We start from the raw sequence: 20548 nt of genomic DNA on the forward strand, positions 1-20548 counted from the left end.
CGTGTCTGATAAAAGTCACTTTTTTGCGCACCTGGCGCGCTTAAAGCTTATTAATCGCTGGCCGCTAATGCACAACGTGCGCACAGAAAATGTGCAGGAGCACAGTTTGCAGGTGGCCATGGTTGCCCACGCACTTGCTTTAATAAAAAATAAGTTTTTTGGCGGCACACTAAACCCTGATCGTATTGCTACCATGGCAATATTTCACGACGTGTCGGAGGTACTTACCGGTGACCTCCCTACCCCAGTAAAATATTTTAACCCTGCAATTAAAGAAGAATATAAAAAGATCGAAAAAATTGCAGAGAACAAGCTAATTGAAATGGCACCAGAGGCATTTCGAGAAGACTATGCGGCGCTTATTGATCATCACTACCATAGTGAAGAAGAAGCTTTTATTGTGAAAGCAGCAGACGTACTTTGCGCTTACCTAAAAACGCTTGAAGAATTAGCTGCTGGTAACCAAGAGTTTAAGCTGGCTAAAAAACGATTAGATAAAACCCTTAAAGAATATCATTCTGAAGAGGTGGACTACTTCTTAACGCGTTACGTACCAAGCTTTTCTTTAAGTCTTGATGAAATTACGCAAGACGATATGTGAGCAAGGCGATTAACAGCCCATAAATCACTATACTGACGAATAGAAGTAGCATACACAGCAAGGCAGCGAGGTTTTTTTGGCAACAAGCGATTGGGAATTAGCATTACACGAGCGTCGTTTACCCCGTAGCGAAACAAGAGACGGCGATCATCGCAATCCATATCAACGTGATAAGGCGCGCGTTCTTCACAGCGCTGCCTTTCGTAGATTGCAGGCAAAAACCCAGGTGCTCGGTGTGGGGCTGAGCGACTTCTATCGCACTCGACTAACCCACTCTCTAGAAGCCGCCCAAATTGGCACCGGTATTACTGCCCAACTTTGGGTGAAATTTCCAGATATTGCCTCGACGTTAGCGCTTGATCCTACGTTAATCGAAACCCTCTGCTTGGCTCACGATATTGGTCATCCCCCATTCGGCCATGGTGGTGAAATTGCGCTTAATTACATGATGCACCAATACGGCGGGTTTGAGGGAAATGGCCAAACTTTTAGGATCATCACTCAGCTAGAGCCCTATACCGCCGAACACGGCATGAATTTATGCAGAAGAAGCGTGTTAGGCTTGGTTAAATACCCAAACTTTATTGATGCCCTTCATAGTAAAGGACCTACGCCTGAGCGCCCTGCCTCGCTTCGTCAGGTTAAGGCCCATGAATGGCATCCGCCAAAAGGTCTGTTTCGCTGCGATGAGCCCCTATTCGACTGGCTACTTGCGCCATTTAGCAATGAAGATAAAGATGGGTTTATGCAGTTTACTGCAAAACTGAATGCACACAGTAAAACGCAATTTAAATCGTTCGACTGCTCAATTATGGAACTGTCTGACGATATCGCCTATGGCATTCACGACTTAGAAGATGCCATTGTAATGGATATGGTCGACAAGCATCATTTTGTCGAGGATGTAACCACCCCGCTAAAAGCACTAGATGTACCCTGGCTGTCAGACAATATAGAAGTGCTTACCAATAAGCTATTTAGCGCTGCACATCACGAAAGAAAAAATGCTATAGGTGCGCTGGTAAATAGCTTTATCACAGCCATTGAAATAAAAGGCGTTGAGGGTTTTGCTCATCCGTTACTGGCGTTCAACGCTGTGATGCCTGAACAATTTGCGCAAGCTCTAGAGCTTTTCAAACGCTTTGTGTTTAACAAAGTAATACGCCGCCCCGATGTGCAGCTTCTTGAATATAAAGGACAACTGGTGGTTATGGAGCTTTTTGAAGCCTTTGCATCAGATCCCGACCGCTTACTTCCCGAAAACACCCAAGTTCGCTGGCGTAAGGCCTGTGAGAACGACAATGGTATGCGCGTTCTCGCCGACTATATATCGGGTATGACCGATGAATTCGCATCTCGCCTATACAGTAATATCTTTTCGCCTAAACAAGGCGGCATTCAAGATAGTCTGCATATGTAAACTGAGCGACTAATTTTCCAATCATGCAGCAATATTTGTTTCTAGAAATAGCGTTGAGCTTAATTTACAAACGAGTAGACGTACTTGCTAACCAAGGAAGGTGCTCAATTTCAATATAGCTGTACACTCTGTTTGTTAGCGATGCTGCTGGTATTACACCTTCATTTTCAAGTTGTTTGATCAAACGCTTCGTACTCAATTCGAGGGATTGGGCACGCATCTGATTATAGCCAACGGCTAAGTTTCGCAATAGCAGGGCAACATCAATGCGCTCATCTAATACGCTTTCGGGATAGCGTTTGTGAAAGTTGAGAATTGCGCGATGTGTTTTCGCCATGAAAATTGTTTCTCTGGTAACCATCCCGTACATTTGAGCAGCTAAACTTTGCGTTGTCTGGTCTGTATCTCTAAAGTGCCTCATTTGGACTTGATTAAAATATTCATCATTTGCATCAACCAAAGTGTCCAACGCTTTAAGGGTGTATTTAACTTTTTTATTTCCATAAAGCATACAGCTTAAAAAATTTCGTCGCTGCACCCTATTGTTCTTTAAATTTGCTTTGGCTTTTTCATACAGGTCGGATATATCTTCCAGAAAAAGTGGAGAAGTACCGTTAACGATGTTCGCAGATAAAAATTGAAGACCGAGTGAAGCGACTACCATATCGGGCAATTGCACGTTGGGGTCAGTTAATATGTTCTCAATTGCGCTAAGCGTAGAAGCTTCGCTTTGATTTAGGTTACCCGAAATAATGGAGTGATAAAGGGCTGCACTTTTATCTGAAGTGCGTTCTATAAAAGGAAATGCATCGATGTTGGATAATTCGTTAGCCCAACTGGTATTTGCCACATGGGCACAAAAGACAACCAGGGTTGCCAAAAGTATTTTCATAGGGTCCTTCCTTTGCTACTAACATCAACTTTCCTGTATTATTCAAACCCTACTGCCATTATTACAGCATGTCAAAATCGAAGAGTTGTAACAGCACCATACTTTCTTGAAATTTTAATCCGAGTTCTAAGGTCTATTTTTATACGCATCTAAAACTTAATTACTGTGCGCTCGTATTAACAGCAGTGGTAATACATCAAATACAGCTTAATGCGAGCTAGAACATTCTCAAGTGTCAAACATACATAGAGAACCCATTTAGAAATGGCGTTTATTAACGGCAGATAAAGGTAGAGTAATGGCAAAACCATTTAAACCCTCGGTTAAATTAACTGATAATGACGTAACTAATGAAAGCGTTTATATGAATCGTCGATCATTGCTCAAATCTATGGGCTTTGTGGGCGCCTCTACGTTACTTGCAAAGTCGGCAAGTGCTGCCGGTTGGTTTTGGGAAGATGAGGAAGAAAAGGCTGCTTTTAAAGGTAAAGCACTGGAGTTTAGTCAGCCCCCAAAGTACCAAATAGCGGAAACCCGAACGCCTGAAGATAAAGTCACCAGCTACAACAATTTTTACGAGTTTGGCACTTCAAAAGATGCGCCAGCCAAAAATGCGACTGAATTTCAAACTAATCCATGGACGCTGAAAATTGATGGTATGGTGAAAAACCCCATTGAGCTTGATCACGACGCCTTAACCAAACGCTTTCCCCTAGAAGAGCGCATTTACCGTTTGCGCTGCGTTGAAGCGTGGTCGATGGTGGTGCCTTGGATTGGGTTTGAGTTAGGGGCGTTGTTAAAACAAGCTGCTCCGTTGATGTCAGCCAAATATGTAGCATTTGAAACCCTATACGACCCTGAGCAAATGCCTGGCCAACGAAGCCGCTTTACCGGTGGTGGTATTGATTACCCATATGTAGAAGGCTTGCGACTTGATGAAGCCATGCATCCGTTAACGCTTATGTCGGTTGGCCTTTACGGGAAAACCTTGCCACCTCAAAACGGCGCGCCTATTCGGCTTGTTGTACCGTGGAAATACGGTTTTAAGAGTATTAAGTCTATTGTACGAATTCGTCTTACCGACAAGAAGCCCCCTACCACGTGGAATCGATTGGCCGCCAACGAGTACGGTTTTTACGCCAACGTGAATCCAAACGTGTCACACCCAAGGTGGAGCCAGGCCAGCGAGCGTAGAATAACCACAGGTGGGCTACTCGCCAGAAACCGCATCGACACCCAAATGTTCAACGGTTACAGCGAAGTCGCGCCGCTATACAAAGATATGGACTTATCCCGTTATTACTAGCTGCTACTTTTTATAGGGCTACGAGCAAATAGCTAGCCCTTTTAACCAATATCTTATAACCGAAGCTATTAAACATTATTATTAAGTTGTTCATTTAATGCCGTTAAGAAAAAAACCATTTCGATTCTCTATTTGGCAGCGTCGCAGTTTGAAGGGCCTTATTCACCTTTTCGCATTGGGCTATATCGCCTGGTTGTTTTTTGCAGGGGTAACCGATCAGCTTGGTCCAGACCCTGTAAACACGCTCATCAACGAGACTGGAACCTGGGCAATTCACTTTCTTTTACTAACGCTTACTCTAAGCCCACTTGCTAAATGGCTACCAAGCCCAGAACCAATGCAATTTAGACGTATGATTGGCGTATACACCTTTGTGTACGCCTTTGCACACCTGCTCACTTACATTGTGTTTGAACTCCAGCTTGATATGGCACTAGTGGCTAGCGAGATAGTAAGCAGGCCTTACATCATTGTTGGCATGGCAGCGTTACTTCTTCTTTTAGCTCTCACTGCTACGTCGTTTAAGCGTATCCAGCGCAACATGGGAAGAAAGTGGCAGAAGCTTCATAACGGCATTTACCTGATCCTGCCTCTTGCACTACTTCATTTCAGCTGGTCGCAGAAGACGTTTTGGCAAGAGCCCGTTTGGTATTGGATGATTGGACTGACATTAATGAGCCCAAGAATGAAGCAGTGGTATGTGACGTATCAGAAGAAAAGCCAAAAGAAGTCGAGAGACAAAAACGCAGTGGAGTGAGAAAACTAAAGTCGAAAACCTTCTAAACAAGCACGTAAAGCAGCGCAGCATAACGCGCTGTTTTGCTAAGAGTTACCGCGAGGATAAAAAACCAAAACGGGCTTCTAAGTACACCTGATACTAAAGTAATAGGGTCGCCAATAATAGGTACCCAGCATAAAAACAAGCTCCACTTCCCCCACTTTGTAAAGGTGTAGCTTGCACGATTAAACGCTGCTTCGCTCACTTTTAACTTATCGGTCGCAATTTCTTTTCCGAACTTGAAGCCCAATGCATAATTAACCACCGAGCCGAGTACATTTCCTAACGAAGCAACAACAAGCAACAACACCCAGCTCAACCCACTACTGTATAAAGCACTAAGCACAATTTCAGAGCTGAAAGGCAATATAGTGGCAGCCAACAATGCTGATAAGAACATCCCCAAGTAGCCTAAATGTATTAATACGCTCAACGCTCCTCCAGCTTTATACAGTAGTGTTCTATGTAAGATTCGCGCGCATCTTACCTTAATCGGAGTATGAATACTTCCTTCAGAATTCGATAGCACAAAAAAACCATTATCTTTTATATAGTTACTGACAAAGCACCAATTTGTGTGAAAAAAGTACAACTAAATACTTGCCAAATCCCTCTTTTATGAATACTGTATACACATACACACTGTATAAGTAACCAGTATTAATTAATAACAATATTCCTGAAGTTCGATTTATGAACTTAAGGGCAAATGCATAAAGGGTTTTACTATGAACACATCTTCAGTTTCACGATTCAATGCTTTACGCGCTTCGGTTTCAAATGTTGTTCAACTACCTTTGCCGATAGAAGGGTTTCCTGGCGAAAAACAAGGTAATGGAAAAGGAAATAACGACAAAGGTTGGAATTATCTGCTTTCAAATACGGTGTCGTTTTCTAAATCTGTAGATCACGCTATCCGTATTCAGAAACCTGAAAAAGAAAAAATGCCTGAATGGATCAGTAAGCTGATTACAGGTGGCCAGTGTAAAACACTGTATGTGGAAAACATCGATTTAGACCTTCAACCAACAGACAGTGAAATGATTAGAAAGCTGTGTGAGCTTTACTCTGTCAGCCTAGTGAATGTACGTGTTAACAGCATTAATGACGAACAAAACGTAGCATTAGGCCCTTGGTAATACAAAGCCTGTTTATGCCTAAAACCTGTTTTTGCCCAAATAGAGACATAGGCAAAGCTTAAACATTTATTGTCATACGCCCTTTTGCCCTATTTTTTGGTATGAGTTTTTTGGTATGGTTTTCTTGGTATGAGTTCTTTGGTGTGATTTCTCTGACATGAGTTATCTGGCATAGCTCGCCACGGAATCATTGAATACCTGCAACATTCACGTTTAAAAAAGTTGGGGCTCACGCCACTTATATTTATACTGTAGCGCTTGTTATACTCTTAAACCGCGAGTTGTCTTATGCGCTGTTACTGTTGCTCATCAAAACCCTTTAACGAATGCTGCGAGCCTTTTATTAAGGGTGTTAAATACCCTAATTCTGCCGAGCAACTTATGCGCTCGCGATTTTCAGCCTACGCTACAGCGCACTATCAATATATTCTGGAAACCTATACCAAAGAGAAGCAGCTGGCTCTTTCTGTAGAGGAATTGGCGAAAAGCGCACAAGGTGCGACATGGTTTGCGCTGAAAGTACACCCCACTCTAGCGGCTAACTCCAAGCCCAATACTGCCGTCGTTGAATTCACTGCTTATTACTTTGAAAATAAAAGCATGTATCAGCTTCACGAAACGTCAAATTTTAATATTGAAGACGGTAAGTGGCGTTATCACGACGGTGTACTACACGACGACTGCGGCAAAATTAAGTACGGAAGAAACCTCCCATGCGTTTGCGGTAGCAATAAGAAATTCAAGCAGTGCTGCAGCCTTAAAAACCATTAATGTATTAGAACATTGAAAAAGTTACTCTAGAAGGATAATTGCTCTACACTAAAATATGATGATGAGCACGTTGAGGAAAATAGCTATAACATGATCAACACATTGTCGCTTCCGCTGTTTGTTACATCTAGCATCTGCTTGCTGATGAGCTTTTTCTTCGCTTTGCTATATTATCGCTTAACTTTCCACCACCAAGAGCCCGTTAAGTACTATTTTCTCTTTGCTCTTTCGGCTTTCATAAGCTCAATTTTCTTCGGGGCTTTTGGTGTACTGATTAATGCAGGTGAGAATCTTTTTGCTCTTAGTGTTTCAAATAGACTTACCATTATTGGGGCTATGTTTACCCTTGTCACTAGTCTTCATTTCTACCTTGCATTCTATAGCTACACCGCCCCTTATTTTTTGAAATGGTGTTATGTCATTTGCGGTATATTTTCTGTTTTAACTGCTGTGCCCAGCCCATACTTTTTAGATAATGCGTTCTATGCGACGTCTAAGTACTATACTGGGCTAAAGTACGGGCTACTTTTCGAGATCTGGGGTCTTTGGATCTTAGTATTGGGGTCGTACTGCATATATATTCTCATTCGAGTTTTTGTCCGGCAGCGCTCAAGACTTGAGGGAAGTGGCCCTATACTATTGTTACTTCTAGCGAACACTCTATGGCTTATCACCGGTATTGGCGATACCTTAACTGGTATCGAAATTATCGACCTCCCGCCGCTTACATGGCTTGGCTCTTTTGTAGTTACCAGCACCATCGCATGGGTTCTAGTGCTCCACATTGATGGGCTTTATAAAGAAAGACGTACGCTCAACAATCAATTGATGTACGACCATTTAACTCAGGCGCTCTCTCGAAGCTTTATGGAAGTAAAGCTAAATGAGGCTATTTTTCAGATTCAACGTAGCGCTAAAAATCGATTAGCCGTATGCATATTTGATGTTGATAATTTTAAGAACATCAATGATAGCTACGGTCATTCCAGTGGTGATGTATTACTCAAAAACATTACTGAAATTGTGAAAAGACACCTCAGTCCAAGCGATTGCGTGGCGCGTTTAGGTGGCGATGAATTTGTGATCTTATTCTCTGATTACCACTCTGCACTTAAAGCGAGTGATATTGTAGAGCAAATTCGCCAAACTATTGCTTCTACAGTATTTAAAGCAAAAGCACACACTTTTAATACAACCTGTTCATTCGGAATAGTAAATATCTTATCTGAAGAGGGCCTCGCAGAAGACCCGGCTCACGATATTTTATCAATCGCTGACGAGGCCCTATACACGGCGAAATCTTTAGGCAAAAATACTATTAAAAGCATTGGCTATCATGATTGATATTTGCGTTTTTAGCTTGATGATAGCGTCGTTTCCCACTTTATAATTCAACCACTAGATAACGAATTTTACCATTCACAGCCTGTGGCAGAAAAAACTGTCCATTGTATGTAAAATACTGAATTCCGTTAATTTTGACCGTTTGTGCTTCATTCGGCAATTGGCTGTAGAAATGACCTGATAAATATTGATCTTCACCCTCGTGTTTTTCAAGTATAGGTTCACCTACCACCACGTATTCATCGCCCGATTGAAAGTAGTAAACACCCTCCGCCGTAAAATATCTATCTCCCTCGAAAATAATCACGTCGGGGTTTGGTGGAAGTGTCTTAACAGTGATACCTATAGGAGGTTTAACTACTTGGTAATGCCCGTCGAATTCACGGTAAAACACACCATGATGGTAGCGATAAGCTGCCCCGTGATAATGAATGACGTGCGCATTTTGGGGAATGTCTTTTGGTTTATGTCCCGGCTCGTAATTAGGTTTAGTTAACACGTTTGTGATAAGTGCTCCTATTCCAATTCCTGCTGTTACTGCAACCACGGCACCGCTGCCATGTCCACCGACCCTAACGTGCCCTCTAGCACCGCCAGGTGAATGCGCACATGCTGTGATAAGTGATACTGACAAAACAGATACCATCGCTATTTTTAATTTCATATTGCAATCCTATTAGAATTGAAGTTGAACGGTTGGAAGACTGTCGTTACTGTCTGTTCTATTTGATTTCATCCGTCCGAGAAAATTCGTCAGCAACTCATCAAGTAATGTATAAATTGAGTAAAGCGCATGCCTTTAATTTAGTGTCTTCATGCCTAACCTTGTTTCGTGAAAAATGTGATCCTTTACCTATATTTCGAGGAAAGAATTTACGACTGTAACTAAATGGAGGTACTACATTATGGATTTACAAGGTAAGACAGCGCTTATTACAGGTGCAAATCGTGGGATTGGAGAAGCAACTGTAGAAGCACTTTTCGAAAAAGGCGTAAGCAAGATCTATTTGGCGGTACGCGATCCGGAATCTACTACGCATCTTCACGACAAGTACGCAGATAAAGTAGAAACGCTACAAGTTGACGTTACCGACAAAGCATCAGTCCAAACGCTTGCCCAGAAAGCCACTGATACTCACATTGTCATCAATAATGCGGGAATTATGAAGCATGAATCACCGCTAAGCGAGGACGCAGAAGACGCCCTTCGCAGTGAGTTTGAAGTGAACGTGTTTGGTTTAATTCACGTTGCACAAGCATTTGAATCGACATTAGTTGCAAACAAGGGCGCCATTGTTCAACTTAATTCAATTGCATCAGTTAAAACCTTTGGCGATATATCAACATACTGCGCATCTAAAGCAGCAACCTACTCATTAACCCAAGGGTTACGTGAAAAACTATCTGAAAAAGAGGTATCTGTCATAAGCATCCACCCAGGCCCTATTGGAACTGATATGGGTAAAAATGCGGGATTTGATGATGCTCCCGGTCCTGATATCGTAGCAAACGCGATAGCAGAAGCGCTAGAAAGTGAAGATTTTCATACTTTCCCTGATGAAGTTGCCAAACAAATTGGCGATGCATACGAAAGTTTCGCGGAGAATATTATTTTAGGCGATATGTCCCTTTAACCTCTAAAAAGAACGCCCCCGTGCATAACAATCAGGGGGCGTTGCTCTCTACCGTTCATTACACCTTATGTACATTCCTTAGTAAGTAACTTCTATTAATCAAAAAGCACTTTCTTCTTAACCAATAAAAACATGAATACGTATGCATCTTGTTTATTATAGGTTAATAACTTGTAAATATAAATATCATCTTTTATCCGCTCCTTTCCGAAAGAGATCACACTATGAAGATGAAGAAACATGCAGCAGGTGTCTTAATAAGTGCAGTATTGAGTACGCCAAGTTATCACAGCCATGCAGACGTTATCCTACACGCGTTTAACTGGTCCTACGACGATGTTGCCGCAAAGGCGCAAGAGATTGCAGACCTAGGTTACAAGAAAGTACTTGTTTCGCCTGCTTATAAATCGACAGGTAATCAGTGGTGGGCGCGATATCAACCACAGGACTATCGAGTTATTGATAACCCACTTGGTGACACTGCTGACTTTCAAGCGATGGTTAATGCATTAAATGCCAAAGGTGTAGAAACCTATGCGGATATTGTCTTTAATCATATGGCGAACGAAGCATGGAAACGTTCAGACTTAAACTACCCCGGAAGTGAAGTACTACAGCAATACTCATCAAATCAGGGATACTACAATGGCATCACACTATTTGGTGATGTAAGTAGCGGCCTTTTTGGCGGTGGTGACTTCCACGGTACGTATGATCAAGGTGGCCCTAAGTGCATCAGTAACTACAGCGACGTGGGCGATGTTCAGTACAATAGATTATGCGGCGCCGCGCCAGATCCTGGCTTGCCCGACCTAGACCCCAATAATTGGGTCGTGGCCCAACAAAAAGCGTATCTTCAGGCGTTAAAAGACATGGGTGTTACCGGTTTTCGCGTTGATGCTGCAAAGCATATGACCAACTATCATATAAACGCGGTGTTCGACAGCAATATAAAAAACGACGTACATGTTTTCGGAGAAATAATTACCACAGGCGGTGCAGGCTCTAGTGAGTATGATAACTTCCTTGCACCTTATTTGTCAGCAACAGGTCACTCGGCCTACGACTTCCCGCTTTTCGCGCAAATACGCAATGCATTTAGCTCCGGTGGCTCGATGAATGCTTTAGTTGACCCAGCCGCGTACGGTCAGGCTTTATCAGGCGACAAGGCCATTACATTTAGTATTACCCACGACATCCCGCTAAACGATGGCTTCCGCTACCAGTTACTTGACCCTACCGACGAACATTTGGCAAATGCCTATGTACTAGGGCGTGACGGTGGTGTTCCATTATTGTACTCAGATAACAATGAAAGTGGTGATAATCGTTGGGTAGATTTATACAAGCGTGATGACATCAAGGGTATGGTTAAATTCCATAACGGAGTTCAGGGCAGTGGCATGCAAGTGGTAAGTCATAATGATTGCGTTATTTTCTTCAAGCGTGACCACCAGGGCGTTGTGGGTATTAATAAATGCGCAGACGGCCAAGATATTTGGGTAGATACATCAACGGACAATTTGTGGTGGTACAGAAATTACCGCGATACGTTAAGTAACGATGTGCAATATATTACGTCTCAGTGGCATAAGTTCTATATACCAGGCAGAAGCGCCCGCATGTGGCTTATGGAATAACGCAGCGTCACAACGTTTCTGAGCGAAACTGTTTACTTTTTCATCAGTCATATTAATATAACCTTATGGCGGTTTTGTATTACGTGAAGTACAAAGCCGCTTTTTATTTCTATTTGTCACAAAACTGCCGCGAAACCTATTATCGCGGCTAATTATGAAAAATAAAAAACAAGGAAGGTTATGATTACTATTTTACGTATTGCTACGGTGATTTCTGCTATTACGCTCTTATTAGGCTGCGGTGGTAGCGATTCAAACGATGTACTCGACGACCTCAACGCTAATCGCGCAAAATGGGAAAACGAGAACATCGACACTTATCAGTTTGAGTATCAAGTATCATGTTTTTGCACCGAAGAAACTACGCTACCTCGCTTAGTCTTGGTAGAAGATGGTCAGGTCACCTCTCAAACCATTATTGAAGGCAATATTGCCTTACCCTTAGATGATGCAACTACAGAAAGCATTGATAGCTTGTTTCAACTTATTGCATTAGAAGAAAGTCGCGCAGAATCGCTATCGGTGAAATACGACCCTGAACTCGGCTATCCGACCGAAATTAGCGTGGATATCAACGAGCAAATAGCTGACGACGAATATACCCTAACAATTAGCAACCTTGTTGCCGAAAGCGATGTGGCTTGTACAGCAACGGTAGAAGATGGCCTCTTGCTTTCGGTAACAGATCAAGCGACGCAAACGCCGATTGCATGTGGCGTTACGGCTACTGCAATGGAAGAAGCGTATTCTGAAACTGTTATGGTTGATGATACGGATTGTGCAGATGACAGTTTGATCGCAATGCTTGACGAACGTCCTGGTTTTTACACCCTCACAGTACAAAAACAGGGTTATCAAGACTATCAGGTAGATAATTTAGGCATTGGTAAAGACTTGTGTCATGTGTTGACCAGAGAGTTCAATGTAGAACTAATACCAGAATAACCATTGCTTTAAGATTCACGAAAAAAGCCTGAACCATAGAAGGGTCAGGCTTTTTTCGTTAAGTTGTCTTTTTATCAGACGTGTAGGATCAGGGCACAAGCACCATTTTGCCTTTCACCTCGCGGTTCATAACCTTCGCCATGGCTTTTGTTGCTTGTTCTAGTGGTAGGGCTTCATCAACCACTACTTTAACTTTGCCTTGCACGTACCAAGTAAGCAATTCCTGCATGTTCTCAGCAAACCCTTTTGGGTCGTGCTGAGTGAATGAGCCCCAAAATACGCCCATAACCGAATAGCCTTTGACTAGGGCAAGATTTACTGGAAACTTTGGAATTTCACCACCTGCAAATCCAACTACAAGCAAACGCCCTTCCCACGCCATACTGCGGCTGCAAGCGTGGAATGTGTCACCGCCAACGCATTCATAAACTACGTCAACACCTTTGCCGCCTGTGACTTCTTTCAGCGTTTCTTTGAGATCTTTTTCTTTGTAGTTAATTAAAACATCAGCGCCATACTCTTTAGCAAGCGCCAGTTTTTCTTCAGTTGAACAAACGGCAATAACTTTGGCACCCATTATTTTACCTATTTGCACAGCTGCTAAGCCAGTACCACCAGCAGCACCCGTTACCACCAATGTTTCGCCAGGCTGCAGCTTTGCCCGTTGTTTCAAAGCATGATGGGCTGTTGCATGGGCGGTTACAAGGGCAGCCCCTTCGTTCACGTGAATGGGGTCGGGTAACGGCATAACATACGTAGCTGGGATTAGCGCTTTTTCTGCATATCCACCTAAGTTAGAGAGTGCGATAACTCGCTGCCCTTCTTTTAGGTGGCTTACGCCCTCACCTACTTCGCTTATAGTACCCGCTACTTCGTTACCTGGCACAAATGGGAAGTCTGGCTGCATTTGGTAAAGACCTTGTACCAACAGCCCATCTGGAAAATTAACTCCTGCGGCTTCAACATTTACGACCACATAGCCTTTTTTAACTACTGGGTCTGCCACATCTTTTAATTGAAGGTCATCAAGTGGACCAAAAGATTCGCATACAATTGCTTTCATACTGTCTCCAGTTAACTTGTTCGACGTGCCCGCCGTAAATTACATGGCATGTCATTAAATATGTTATGTGGCGTTTATTCGCTTTGGTGTATGGTGTGGTTTGCAATTTGAGCAAGGGGTCGCACCATTGCCCCCAACTGCATAGCCTTTTCACTTGATGCATTGCCATCGTGAGCGCGCTTCACTACACCTTGTAAAATAGCGGCTAAACGGAAAAAACTAAATGCCAAATAGAAGGTCCAGTTATCAATGGTTCCTATACCTCTGCGCCTGCAGTAGGCATCGATATACTCTTTTTCTGAAGGTATTCCTAACTGCTTTCTATCAAGGCCACCTAACCCAGCCGCGTGCGCAATGTCAGAAGGCAAACGCAGTTGCATGCACTGGTACGCCAAGTCGGCGTAAGGATGACCCAAGGTTGAAAGCTCCCAGTCTAATACTGCAACAACCTGCGGCTTATCAGTATCAGACATATCAAACATCATATTGTCTAAGCGAAAATCGCCGTGAACTAACGACACTTGGCCATCGTCTTCAGGCAAATTAGTTTCAAGATACTGAATAAGACGCTCAATCTCTTCAATATGCTCAAGTTCAGACGCTCGGTACTGCTTTGTCCACCTACTTAATTGTCGCTCGAAGTAGCTGCCAGGCTTGCCGTAATCACTTAAACCAGCACCTTCAATATCAACGCTGTGAAGCGCAGAAAGGACTCGATTCATTTCATCGTACATTGCACCGCGTGTCGCAGAAGACTCTACTTCCGGTAACGCACTGTTCCAGAAAATATCCCCCTCTACAAACGCCATAATGTAGAACATACTGCCGATAATGCTGGTATCTTCACATAAATGGTACGCTTTAGGCACTGGCACTTCTGATCCCTGCAAGGCGTTAATAACGCGGAACTCTCTGTCTACTGCATGCGCAGACTTCAATAACTTACCCGGCGGTTGGCGACGTAATACATAAACGCCGTTATCCGTAGTTAGCTTAAACGTAGGGTTCGATTGCCCCCCTGCAAATTTATCAGCACTTTCAACGTGCCCAACACTTGGGCACGCAGTAGATAAGTAATCATTAAGCACCGTTAAGTCTATTGCATGTGGCGCATTAGCTTTGTCGTTTGACACACTTACTCCTTACGCGTTTTTTTCAGCAATTAAATTGCGTCCGAGCTGCATCATATGAACTTCATCTGGGCCATCGGCCAGCTTAATGGTGCGCGCATACGCATACATTGCAGATAGTACAAAGTCTTGACTGGTTCCGGCAGCACCATGCATTTGAATGGCTTGATCGATAACTTTACATGCCATTGTGGGCGCTACAATTTTGATAGCAGCAATCAAGTCTCTCGATACCTTATTGCCGTAGCGATCCATTTTGTCTGCCGCCTTCAACGTAAGCAAACGAGCCTGTTCAATATCGCAGTGCATTTGCGCTATGTTTTCTCTTATCGACTGCTGTTTTGATAAGGGCTTACCAAAGGCAACACGCTGTTCAACACGCTCACATGCCATGTCCAAAGCACGCTGTGCACAGCCAATAAGACGCATACAATGATGAATACGGCCAGGTCCTAAGCGACCTTGGGCAATTTCAAAACCGCGACCTTCTCCTAGCAATAAGTTCTCAGCCGGTACGCGTACGTCTTCAAACAAGACTTCCGCGTGGCCTACTGGCTCATCGTAGTAGCCCATAGCAGCCATTGGGCGCACAATGGTTACGCCTTTTGTATCCATTGGTACCAAAATTTGTGACTGTTGCTGGTGACGGGGGGCATCAAAATCAGTTTTGCCCATTACCACCATTATCTTGCAGTTTTCGTTCATAGCGCCGCTGGTATACCATTTACGACCATTTATTACGTACTCGTCACCATCGCGTTTAATAGATGTTTCTATGTTGGTTGCATCGCTAGACGCTACTGCAGGCTCAGTCATAGCGAAGGCGGAGCGTATTTCTCCGTTTAACAATGGCTCTAACCACTGCTTTTTATGCTCTTCGTTGCCGTACTTAGCTAACACTTCCATGTTGCCTGTATCTGGAGCGCTACAATTAAATATTTCAGCACTGAATAATACGCGCCCCATTTCTTCGCAAAGCGGCGCGTACTCTGCGTTAGTTAGTCCTGCGCCGTAAGGCTTATATTCTTCAGGCAAAAACAAATTCCAAAGCCCTGCTTCTTTGGCACGCTGTTTTAGCGTGTGCATCATTTGCGGCGTTTTCCAGCGCTCTTCACCATTATTGGCTGAGCCATTTTCTACGGCATGAATGTACTCTCTCTCAACCGGGTACACTTCTTCTTTCATAAACGCTTTTAGTTTTTCTAAAAGTGCTTGGGTCTTTTCATTATATTCAAAGTTCATAACTGCCCCATTTAGCTGTAGGTAATGGCGTGTAACCTGTCAATCACATCCAGGTGAGGTACGCTGTTGAAGTTATTTAGGTGAACACCTCGCGCATTGGCGAAGCATTGCGAAAAACTGGCATTGCGAATTTGTAAGTTCATATTCACAACCGTTGCAGAATCGTAGCCAAGAATGTGTTTGAGCATCATGGCAATAGCACCACCAGAACTAACGACCAGCACTCTTTTAGCATCTGTCGTTTTGAGGTGAGTAAGCATGGAGTGAACGCGGTCTTCAAACTGTTTCCACGTTTCGTCTAGCAATTCGTGAGCTAGTTGATCTTCAGACCAGGCTATCATTGCCTTTTTAAGCAGTCGGTAATATTCAGAGGGCGATGCCCCTTCTGGTACTTTAGCTTCGGGGAACCTTGTTAGATATGCTTTAGCCACCGCTTGGAAGTTAAATTCGTTAAGCGCGCTATTTACAGTTACATCAGGCAATGTGTATTCGTCAGATGCAATTCCTTTAGCAATGCCCTCTTTAGTTTCGTGATGGCGAACCATGTCGCCAGAAAATACCGAATCAAACTGAATGTTCCGATGCTTAAAATAATCACCAAGCCAGATAGCTTGTTGCTCACCCAACTCACTAAGTTTGTCGTAGTTCGCTTGACCAAAAGACGCTTGACCATGGCGTACTAAGTAGATGTCTGTCATACCGCTGCCTGATGTTATGAATATGTTAACCAGTTCAAATCACATACTAAGTAAAACAGCAGTATAAGTTTAATTAATATTTTGAATGAGTATGCATCATGTGAAACTATGAACCGGCCTCTTGTGATCATTAAGCAAACGTTTTGAACAAAACTTGACTTATTCGCCGCAATTGCGTGGAATATGCTCGCTTAATTTGTCTACCTAACAGGCAATCTAAACGTCTTATTGGAGTAAAGACGAGACAATGTAAAGGACTGCGCGCACATGGACGCGACTTTGTCGTGATAAGTTTGGCTAGAGGCGCTTAGCTTCTGAACGATAAAAAGAACTAAAATGAAGTCACTTACGTACGCCTTTCCCTGCCTTTCTGCAAATGTAAGAGCAACAGTAAACCCTATCACTTATTGTCTTGTAACTACGCTTCTATTTTCTGCTAGCTCTGTTAGTGCCCAAGCTAGCACCGACGATGGCGCACAAATACAAGCTGCGAACAAGAAACTTGAACGCATATTAGTTCAGGCTCAGAAGACATCACAAAACCTGCAGGACGTTCCCGTGGCTGTCACAGCCCTAAGTGGTCAAGACATGTCAGACACTGTTAGTCGTGACATGTTCGACTTACAAAACTACGTACCTGCTTTTGGTGCGTTTCAAAATCAAAGTGTAACAAATTCAGGGTTTTCAATACGCGGTATCGGTACTGCTTCTCAAAACTTTGGCTTCGAGTCATCGGTAGGCCTGTATGTTGACGGTGTTTACCGCTCCAGACAAAATGCACTTATTAGCGATCTAGTCGATATTGAATCTATTGAAGTGTTGCGTGGGCCACAAGGTACCTTATTTGGTAAGAATACCGCCGCCGGCGCGATGACGGTATCAACCGTGGCGCCTTCACATGGCGAACGTAATGGCTTTGCTGAGGCTATTATTGGCAATGACAACTTGGTTCGTTTGAGTGCAGGATCGTCGTTTTCACTTATCGACGATATTCTTGCTATGCGAGTATCTGGCTTTAGTTCCCAAGGCGATGGCTTTATTACCGATGAGGCCAGCGGGCAAACCCTGAACAACCGTAACCGTTCTGCGTTAAAAGCACAGCTACTTTACACACCAACAGAAAACGTTAGTGTAAGATTAATTGCCGATTACGGCGAGCTAGACGAAAGGTGCTGCGGCGCACTGACGTTTCAAAATAATATTCAGGCCAATGACATAGCGGGTAAATTCGGCACTGATGCACTGCTGCTACAACCTCCATTCAACGCCACCATCTACGGGCGCGAAGACTTTTATAATTATAAGACATCCTTGTCGCAGGCTCCCCTTTCAAAAATGGAAGATAAAGGACTATCAGTTCAAGTAGATGTGGCTTTAAACAATGCATGGGATTTAGTGAGCATAAGCGCGTACCGCGCGTTTGATAGCTTAGATACGGTAGATACCGACTTTTCTGATGCTGACCTGCTTACTGCCACTAACGACGCCAGACAGCAATCATTCTCTCAAGAAGTCAGGCTGCATTACAGCAGTGATGATATACGCGGACTAATAGGCGCTTATTTCTACAGCCAAAACTTAGACTTAACCTTTGATACCACTACCCAAAATGATTTTAGCGTATTTTTCAATGCCGCCGCGCCTGACCTACTGCCGCTAGCTAACGCTATCAACGAGCTATCTGCAGTTACATCCGGTTTTATTGCGCCTGCTGCAGCACCAGCCCCGTCTGGTATCGCTTTTGTGCACTCGGCTAATCAAGAACAAGACAGCATTGCTGTATTTTCTCAGTTCGATTGGCTGCTAAACCGCAATTTTACGCTAACCACAGGCTTACGTTATACCCGTGAAGAAAAATCTATTGACGGAGCTTATGACGAACGAGGCCCCGGTATTGATGGGCTAAGTCAAAACCCTGCGCAATGGCCTAATATCGAACGTGCAGTACAAGGTTTACAAGACATTTCTGCAGCCTTGACTACTGGCCAAGCGCCCTCTGCTGAATCACTGAATGCCATTGCGCCTTTTCAGCAGGCAGGCTGGGGATATTTTTTCTTGGGATCTGCAGCGGTTATGCCTCGCCCTGATTTAAACGAGCAGCTTGACGATTCCCAGCTTACAGGCACAGTAAAACTGGCTTATCACCCCAACGACAACACGTTGACCTATGCCAGTTTAGCCACTGGTTATAAAGCAGGCGGTACGAATACTGACAGGATCTTGCCTTCGCTTAGCCCGCTGTTTGATGCTGAAAAATCGCGAAGTGCTGAAATAGGTATAAAGCACGATTTTGAAGAATACGGCGTTCGCGTAAATGCCGCTGCGCACTACACGCAAATTAGCGACTTTCAGGCAGCGACCTTTACCGGAACAGGTTTCAACTTGCAGAATGCGGGCGATATCATAGTTAAAGGCGTAGAACTGGAAGCAACATGGTTGGTAACAGAAAACACCGAATTACATGCCGTTGCCTCGCGCACTTTAGCGAACTTTGATGAGTTTGAACGTGGCACCTGTTGGGTAGCGTACACTTGGCATACTGGCATCGACGACCCGGGCCGTGCGAACCCTAGCGACCCTTTCTGCGCAAGAGATGGTGATCGCGTTGGCTTCGAACCACAGAATTCACTGTCACTCATGTTGAATCACTATTTCGAGGTTGGGAATTACCCTGCCTCTGCAAGTATTGACTACCAGTACACAGGGGATGTATTTCTTGATGATGCCAACGACCCGTATAAGTACTCAGATGATTTTTCGCTGTTCAACATTCGTTTAAGTTTCACTATTCCACAATGGGATAGTGAAGTTATTGCATGGTCGCGCAACGTATTCGACGAAGAGTACGTTGCCCGAAGCGGATTTGATGTGCCAGTACAAACCGGAAAGATCATGGCCTACCCAGGCGCGCCTAGAAGCTTTGGCGTTACCTTCAGAAAGTCTTTCTAACGCTTTAAATGTGTAGGTTTGGTATGAAACACCGCATGGCACTGAGCAATAACAGACAGTGCTATATGTTCTGGTAGCTCACCACCAATGTCGAAACCAGCGGGGCTTGCGAAATACTGAGTAAAGTTGGTATCGCCAAGCCCGGCTAAATCCATAATTTCCTGCTTACGGTGCAGTGGACCAAGCATTGCCGTATAGGTTAACGATTGCTTACTTAGCACCTGCAGCGCTTTTGCATCTATTTCTCGGTGATGGGAAATAAGCACCGCAGCTTGAATATTATGTTCGCCCATGTGAAGACGCAAGCCTTCCGTAGACGGGTCTTCAATTAAGAAATTTACCTCGGGAAAGTGTTCAAGTCTTGCTTGTGCAGGCCTTGGATCCCAAAGACTTACTAAATAGCCCTGCAAACTAGCAAGCTTAGTCAGAAAGGTAGCGTCGTACCCACCTCCAACAACAAGTAGGTGGATAGGCGGCAGCATCAAAACCGACAATGTGCGCTCGCCATTAACGGTATCTAGCACAGCCTTTCTAGGTGGAGCAGTATGGTCTTCCAATTCCGTACAGTCACCCAAAGTACCGTCTACGGCGCAGTGCCACTCACACACTTTTCCGTTTGATAAGCTTTTGCTAACCACATCCAGTGATAAATACTGATTACTCTCGTTAACAGGTACAAGTGCTAGATGCACCACACCGCCGCATCCTACACCTAGTTTAAACGCAATATCTTCTTCATCTTCATCGTCATAAACTGCAGTACGGCTAACGCCGTCAGTCATTACACGCTGTGCTTTTTTAACGATATCACTTTCTAAACAGCCGCCGCTTAAAATGCCAAGTTGATGCCCGGCATCACTAAACAGCATCATGGCGCCGGCTTTGCGGTAACATGAGCCTTCTGTTTTAAAAATAAACCCTAGCACCCATTTGTGCTTTTTCTTAAGTGGAAGCCACTGCGCGAGCAAATGGTTAACGTGATTACTCATAACTACC

The 20548-nt window shown here is 43.9% G+C and carries 19 protein-coding genes; 11 read left to right on the plus strand and 8 right to left on the minus strand.

Translation table 11 applies throughout. From position 1 onward, the window contains the following. Position 1: 1 nt before the first annotated feature. Positions 2-601: a 5'-deoxynucleotidase gene (gene yfbR / locus ACYTPF_RS08280; protein ID WP_012519109.1), complete on the plus strand. Its 600-nt coding sequence runs from the start codon at positions 2-4 to the stop codon at positions 599-601. A 76-nt stretch (positions 602-677) separates the two neighbouring features. Beyond that, positions 678-2021, plus strand: coding sequence for an anti-phage deoxyguanosine triphosphatase (locus ACYTPF_RS08285; protein ID WP_461851868.1), 1344 nt, complete (start codon positions 678-680; stop codon positions 2019-2021). 64 nt (positions 2022-2085) lie between these two features. Here ACYTPF_RS08285 and ACYTPF_RS08290 read toward each other — a convergent pair whose 3' ends face one another. After that, positions 2086-2913 carry a hypothetical protein gene (locus ACYTPF_RS08290; RefSeq protein WP_461851869.1) on the minus strand — a complete coding sequence of 276 codons (828 nt, stop codon included), beginning with the start codon at positions 2911-2913 and terminating at the stop codon, positions 2086-2088. A gap of 298 nt (positions 2914-3211) precedes the next feature. Here ACYTPF_RS08290 and msrP point away from each other — a divergent pair, with 298 nt between their 5' ends. Together msrP and ACYTPF_RS08300 are read left to right on the plus strand one after the other, a co-directional pair. Beyond that, a complete protein-coding gene (msrP, locus tag ACYTPF_RS08295) occupies positions 3212-4219 on the plus strand; it encodes a protein-methionine-sulfoxide reductase catalytic subunit MsrP (protein WP_461851870.1) in 1008 nt (335 codons plus the stop codon). Between the two features lie 97 nt (positions 4220-4316). Beyond that, positions 4317-4976 carry a protein-methionine-sulfoxide reductase heme-binding subunit MsrQ gene (locus tag ACYTPF_RS08300; RefSeq protein WP_461851871.1) on the plus strand — a complete coding sequence of 220 codons (660 nt, stop codon included), beginning with the start codon at positions 4317-4319 and terminating at the stop codon, positions 4974-4976. 22 nt (positions 4977-4998) lie between these two features. On the opposite strand, the gene ACYTPF_RS08305 is transcribed toward ACYTPF_RS08300, so the two are convergent. Beyond that, the gene (locus ACYTPF_RS08305) at positions 4999-5397 is read right to left on the minus strand and encodes a YqaA family protein (RefSeq protein WP_461852102.1); all 399 of its coding nucleotides are present in this window, start codon (positions 5395-5397) and stop codon (positions 4999-5001) included. Between the two features lie 328 nt (positions 5398-5725). On the opposite strand from ACYTPF_RS08305, the gene ACYTPF_RS08310 reads away from it, so the two are divergent. The 3 genes from ACYTPF_RS08310 to ACYTPF_RS08320 all read left to right on the plus strand — a co-directional run bounded on the left by ACYTPF_RS08310 (position 5726) and on the right by ACYTPF_RS08320 (position 8251). Continuing rightward, positions 5726-6136 carry a hypothetical protein gene (locus ACYTPF_RS08310; protein ID WP_039216466.1) on the plus strand — a complete coding sequence of 137 codons (411 nt, stop codon included), beginning with the start codon at positions 5726-5728 and terminating at the stop codon, positions 6134-6136. A gap of 288 nt (positions 6137-6424) precedes the next feature. Then, positions 6425-6907: a YchJ family protein gene (locus ACYTPF_RS08315; RefSeq protein ID WP_461851872.1), complete on the plus strand. Its 483-nt coding sequence runs from the start codon at positions 6425-6427 to the stop codon at positions 6905-6907. Between the two features lie 90 nt (positions 6908-6997). Next, positions 6998-8251, plus strand: a complete 1254-nt coding sequence (locus ACYTPF_RS08320) for a GGDEF domain-containing protein (protein ID WP_461851873.1) — start codon at positions 6998-7000, stop codon at positions 8249-8251. Positions 8252-8291: 40 nt separating this feature from the next. Here the strand turns inward: ACYTPF_RS08320 and ACYTPF_RS08325 are convergent, their stop codons facing one another. Beyond that, the gene (locus ACYTPF_RS08325; RefSeq protein ID WP_461851874.1) at positions 8292-8885 is read right to left on the minus strand and encodes a DUF6515 family protein; all 594 of its coding nucleotides are present in this window, start codon (positions 8883-8885) and stop codon (positions 8292-8294) included. Positions 8886-9156: 271 nt separating this feature from the next. On the opposite strand from ACYTPF_RS08325, the gene ACYTPF_RS08330 reads away from it, so the two are divergent. From ACYTPF_RS08330 to ACYTPF_RS08340, 3 genes are all read left to right on the plus strand, one after another. Continuing rightward, positions 9157-9885, plus strand: a complete 729-nt coding sequence (locus tag ACYTPF_RS08330; protein ID WP_461851875.1) for an SDR family oxidoreductase — start codon at positions 9157-9159, stop codon at positions 9883-9885. 224 nt (positions 9886-10109) lie between these two features. Continuing rightward, a complete protein-coding gene (locus ACYTPF_RS08335) occupies positions 10110-11525 on the plus strand; it encodes an alpha-amylase family protein (protein WP_461851876.1) in 1416 nt (471 codons plus the stop codon). A gap of 180 nt (positions 11526-11705) precedes the next feature. Next, positions 11706-12470, plus strand: coding sequence for a DUF6174 domain-containing protein (locus ACYTPF_RS08340; RefSeq protein ID WP_461851877.1), 765 nt, complete (start codon positions 11706-11708; stop codon positions 12468-12470). A gap of 88 nt (positions 12471-12558) precedes the next feature. On the opposite strand, the gene ACYTPF_RS08345 is transcribed toward ACYTPF_RS08340, so the two are convergent. The 4 genes from ACYTPF_RS08345 to ACYTPF_RS08360 form a co-directional block, all read right to left on the minus strand. Continuing rightward, positions 12559-13533, minus strand: coding sequence for an NADPH:quinone oxidoreductase family protein (locus ACYTPF_RS08345; RefSeq protein ID WP_461851878.1), 975 nt, complete (start codon positions 13531-13533; stop codon positions 12559-12561). Between the two features lie 74 nt (positions 13534-13607). Continuing rightward, positions 13608-14666 carry a phosphotransferase family protein gene (locus ACYTPF_RS08350; protein WP_461851879.1) on the minus strand — a complete coding sequence of 353 codons (1059 nt, stop codon included), beginning with the start codon at positions 14664-14666 and terminating at the stop codon, positions 13608-13610. Positions 14667-14675: 9 nt separating this feature from the next. Next, a complete protein-coding gene (locus ACYTPF_RS08355) occupies positions 14676-15905 on the minus strand; it encodes an acyl-CoA dehydrogenase family protein (RefSeq protein ID WP_461851880.1) in 1230 nt (409 codons plus the stop codon). Positions 15906-15916: 11 nt separating this feature from the next. Continuing rightward, positions 15917-16603, minus strand: a complete 687-nt coding sequence (locus ACYTPF_RS08360; RefSeq protein ID WP_461851881.1) for a histidine phosphatase family protein — start codon at positions 16601-16603, stop codon at positions 15917-15919. A 336-nt stretch (positions 16604-16939) separates the two neighbouring features. Between ACYTPF_RS08360 and ACYTPF_RS08365 the strand changes: the two genes are divergently transcribed. After that, a complete protein-coding gene (locus ACYTPF_RS08365) occupies positions 16940-19552 on the plus strand; it encodes a TonB-dependent receptor (protein ID WP_461851882.1) in 2613 nt (870 codons plus the stop codon). On the opposite strand, the gene ACYTPF_RS08370 is transcribed toward ACYTPF_RS08365, so the two are convergent. Next, positions 19549-20541 carry an XdhC family protein gene (locus ACYTPF_RS08370; RefSeq protein ID WP_461851883.1) on the minus strand — a complete coding sequence of 331 codons (993 nt, stop codon included), beginning with the start codon at positions 20539-20541 and terminating at the stop codon, positions 19549-19551. The two genes, ACYTPF_RS08365 and ACYTPF_RS08370, sit on opposite strands and share 4 nt — an antisense overlap. Between the last annotated feature and the right edge of the window lie 7 nt (positions 20542-20548).

The organism is Alteromonas sp. HB246098, from assembly GCF_054890645.1.

Bases quoted from the DNA above. Each gene is read 5' to 3' on its own strand.
- ACYTPF_RS08370 (WP_461851883.1), bottom strand. From the start codon at position 20,541: ATGAGTAATCACGTTAACCATTTGCTCGCGCAGTGGCTTCCACTTAAG.
- ACYTPF_RS08345 (WP_461851878.1), bottom strand. From the start codon at position 13,533: ATGAAAGCAATTGTATGCGAATCTTTTGGTCCACTTGATGACCTTCAA.
- ACYTPF_RS08300 (WP_461851871.1), top strand. From the start codon at position 4,317: ATGCCGTTAAGAAAAAAACCATTTCGATTCTCTATTTGGCAGCGTCGC.
- ACYTPF_RS08310 (WP_039216466.1), top strand. From the start codon at position 5,726: ATGAACACATCTTCAGTTTCACGATTCAATGCTTTACGCGCTTCGGTT.
- ACYTPF_RS08330 (WP_461851875.1), top strand. From the start codon at position 9,157: ATGGATTTACAAGGTAAGACAGCGCTTATTACAGGTGCAAATCGTGGG.
- ACYTPF_RS08305 (WP_461852102.1), bottom strand. From the start codon at position 5,397: ATGTTCTTATCAGCATTGTTGGCTGCCACTATATTGCCTTTCAGCTCT.
- ACYTPF_RS08315 (WP_461851872.1), top strand. From the start codon at position 6,425: ATGCGCTGTTACTGTTGCTCATCAAAACCCTTTAACGAATGCTGCGAG.
- ACYTPF_RS08360 (WP_461851881.1), bottom strand. From the start codon at position 16,603: ATGACAGACATCTACTTAGTACGCCATGGTCAAGCGTCTTTTGGTCAA.
- msrP (WP_461851870.1), top strand. From the start codon at position 3,212: ATGGCAAAACCATTTAAACCCTCGGTTAAATTAACTGATAATGACGTA.
- ACYTPF_RS08290 (WP_461851869.1), bottom strand. From the start codon at position 2,913: ATGAAAATACTTTTGGCAACCCTGGTTGTCTTTTGTGCCCATGTGGCA.
- ACYTPF_RS08355 (WP_461851880.1), bottom strand. From the start codon at position 15,905: ATGAACTTTGAATATAATGAAAAGACCCAAGCACTTTTAGAAAAACTA.
- ACYTPF_RS08340 (WP_461851877.1), top strand. From the start codon at position 11,706: ATGATTACTATTTTACGTATTGCTACGGTGATTTCTGCTATTACGCTC.
- ACYTPF_RS08365 (WP_461851882.1), top strand. From the start codon at position 16,940: ATGAAGTCACTTACGTACGCCTTTCCCTGCCTTTCTGCAAATGTAAGA.
- ACYTPF_RS08335 (WP_461851876.1), top strand. From the start codon at position 10,110: ATGAAGATGAAGAAACATGCAGCAGGTGTCTTAATAAGTGCAGTATTG.
- ACYTPF_RS08320 (WP_461851873.1), top strand. From the start codon at position 6,998: ATGATCAACACATTGTCGCTTCCGCTGTTTGTTACATCTAGCATCTGC.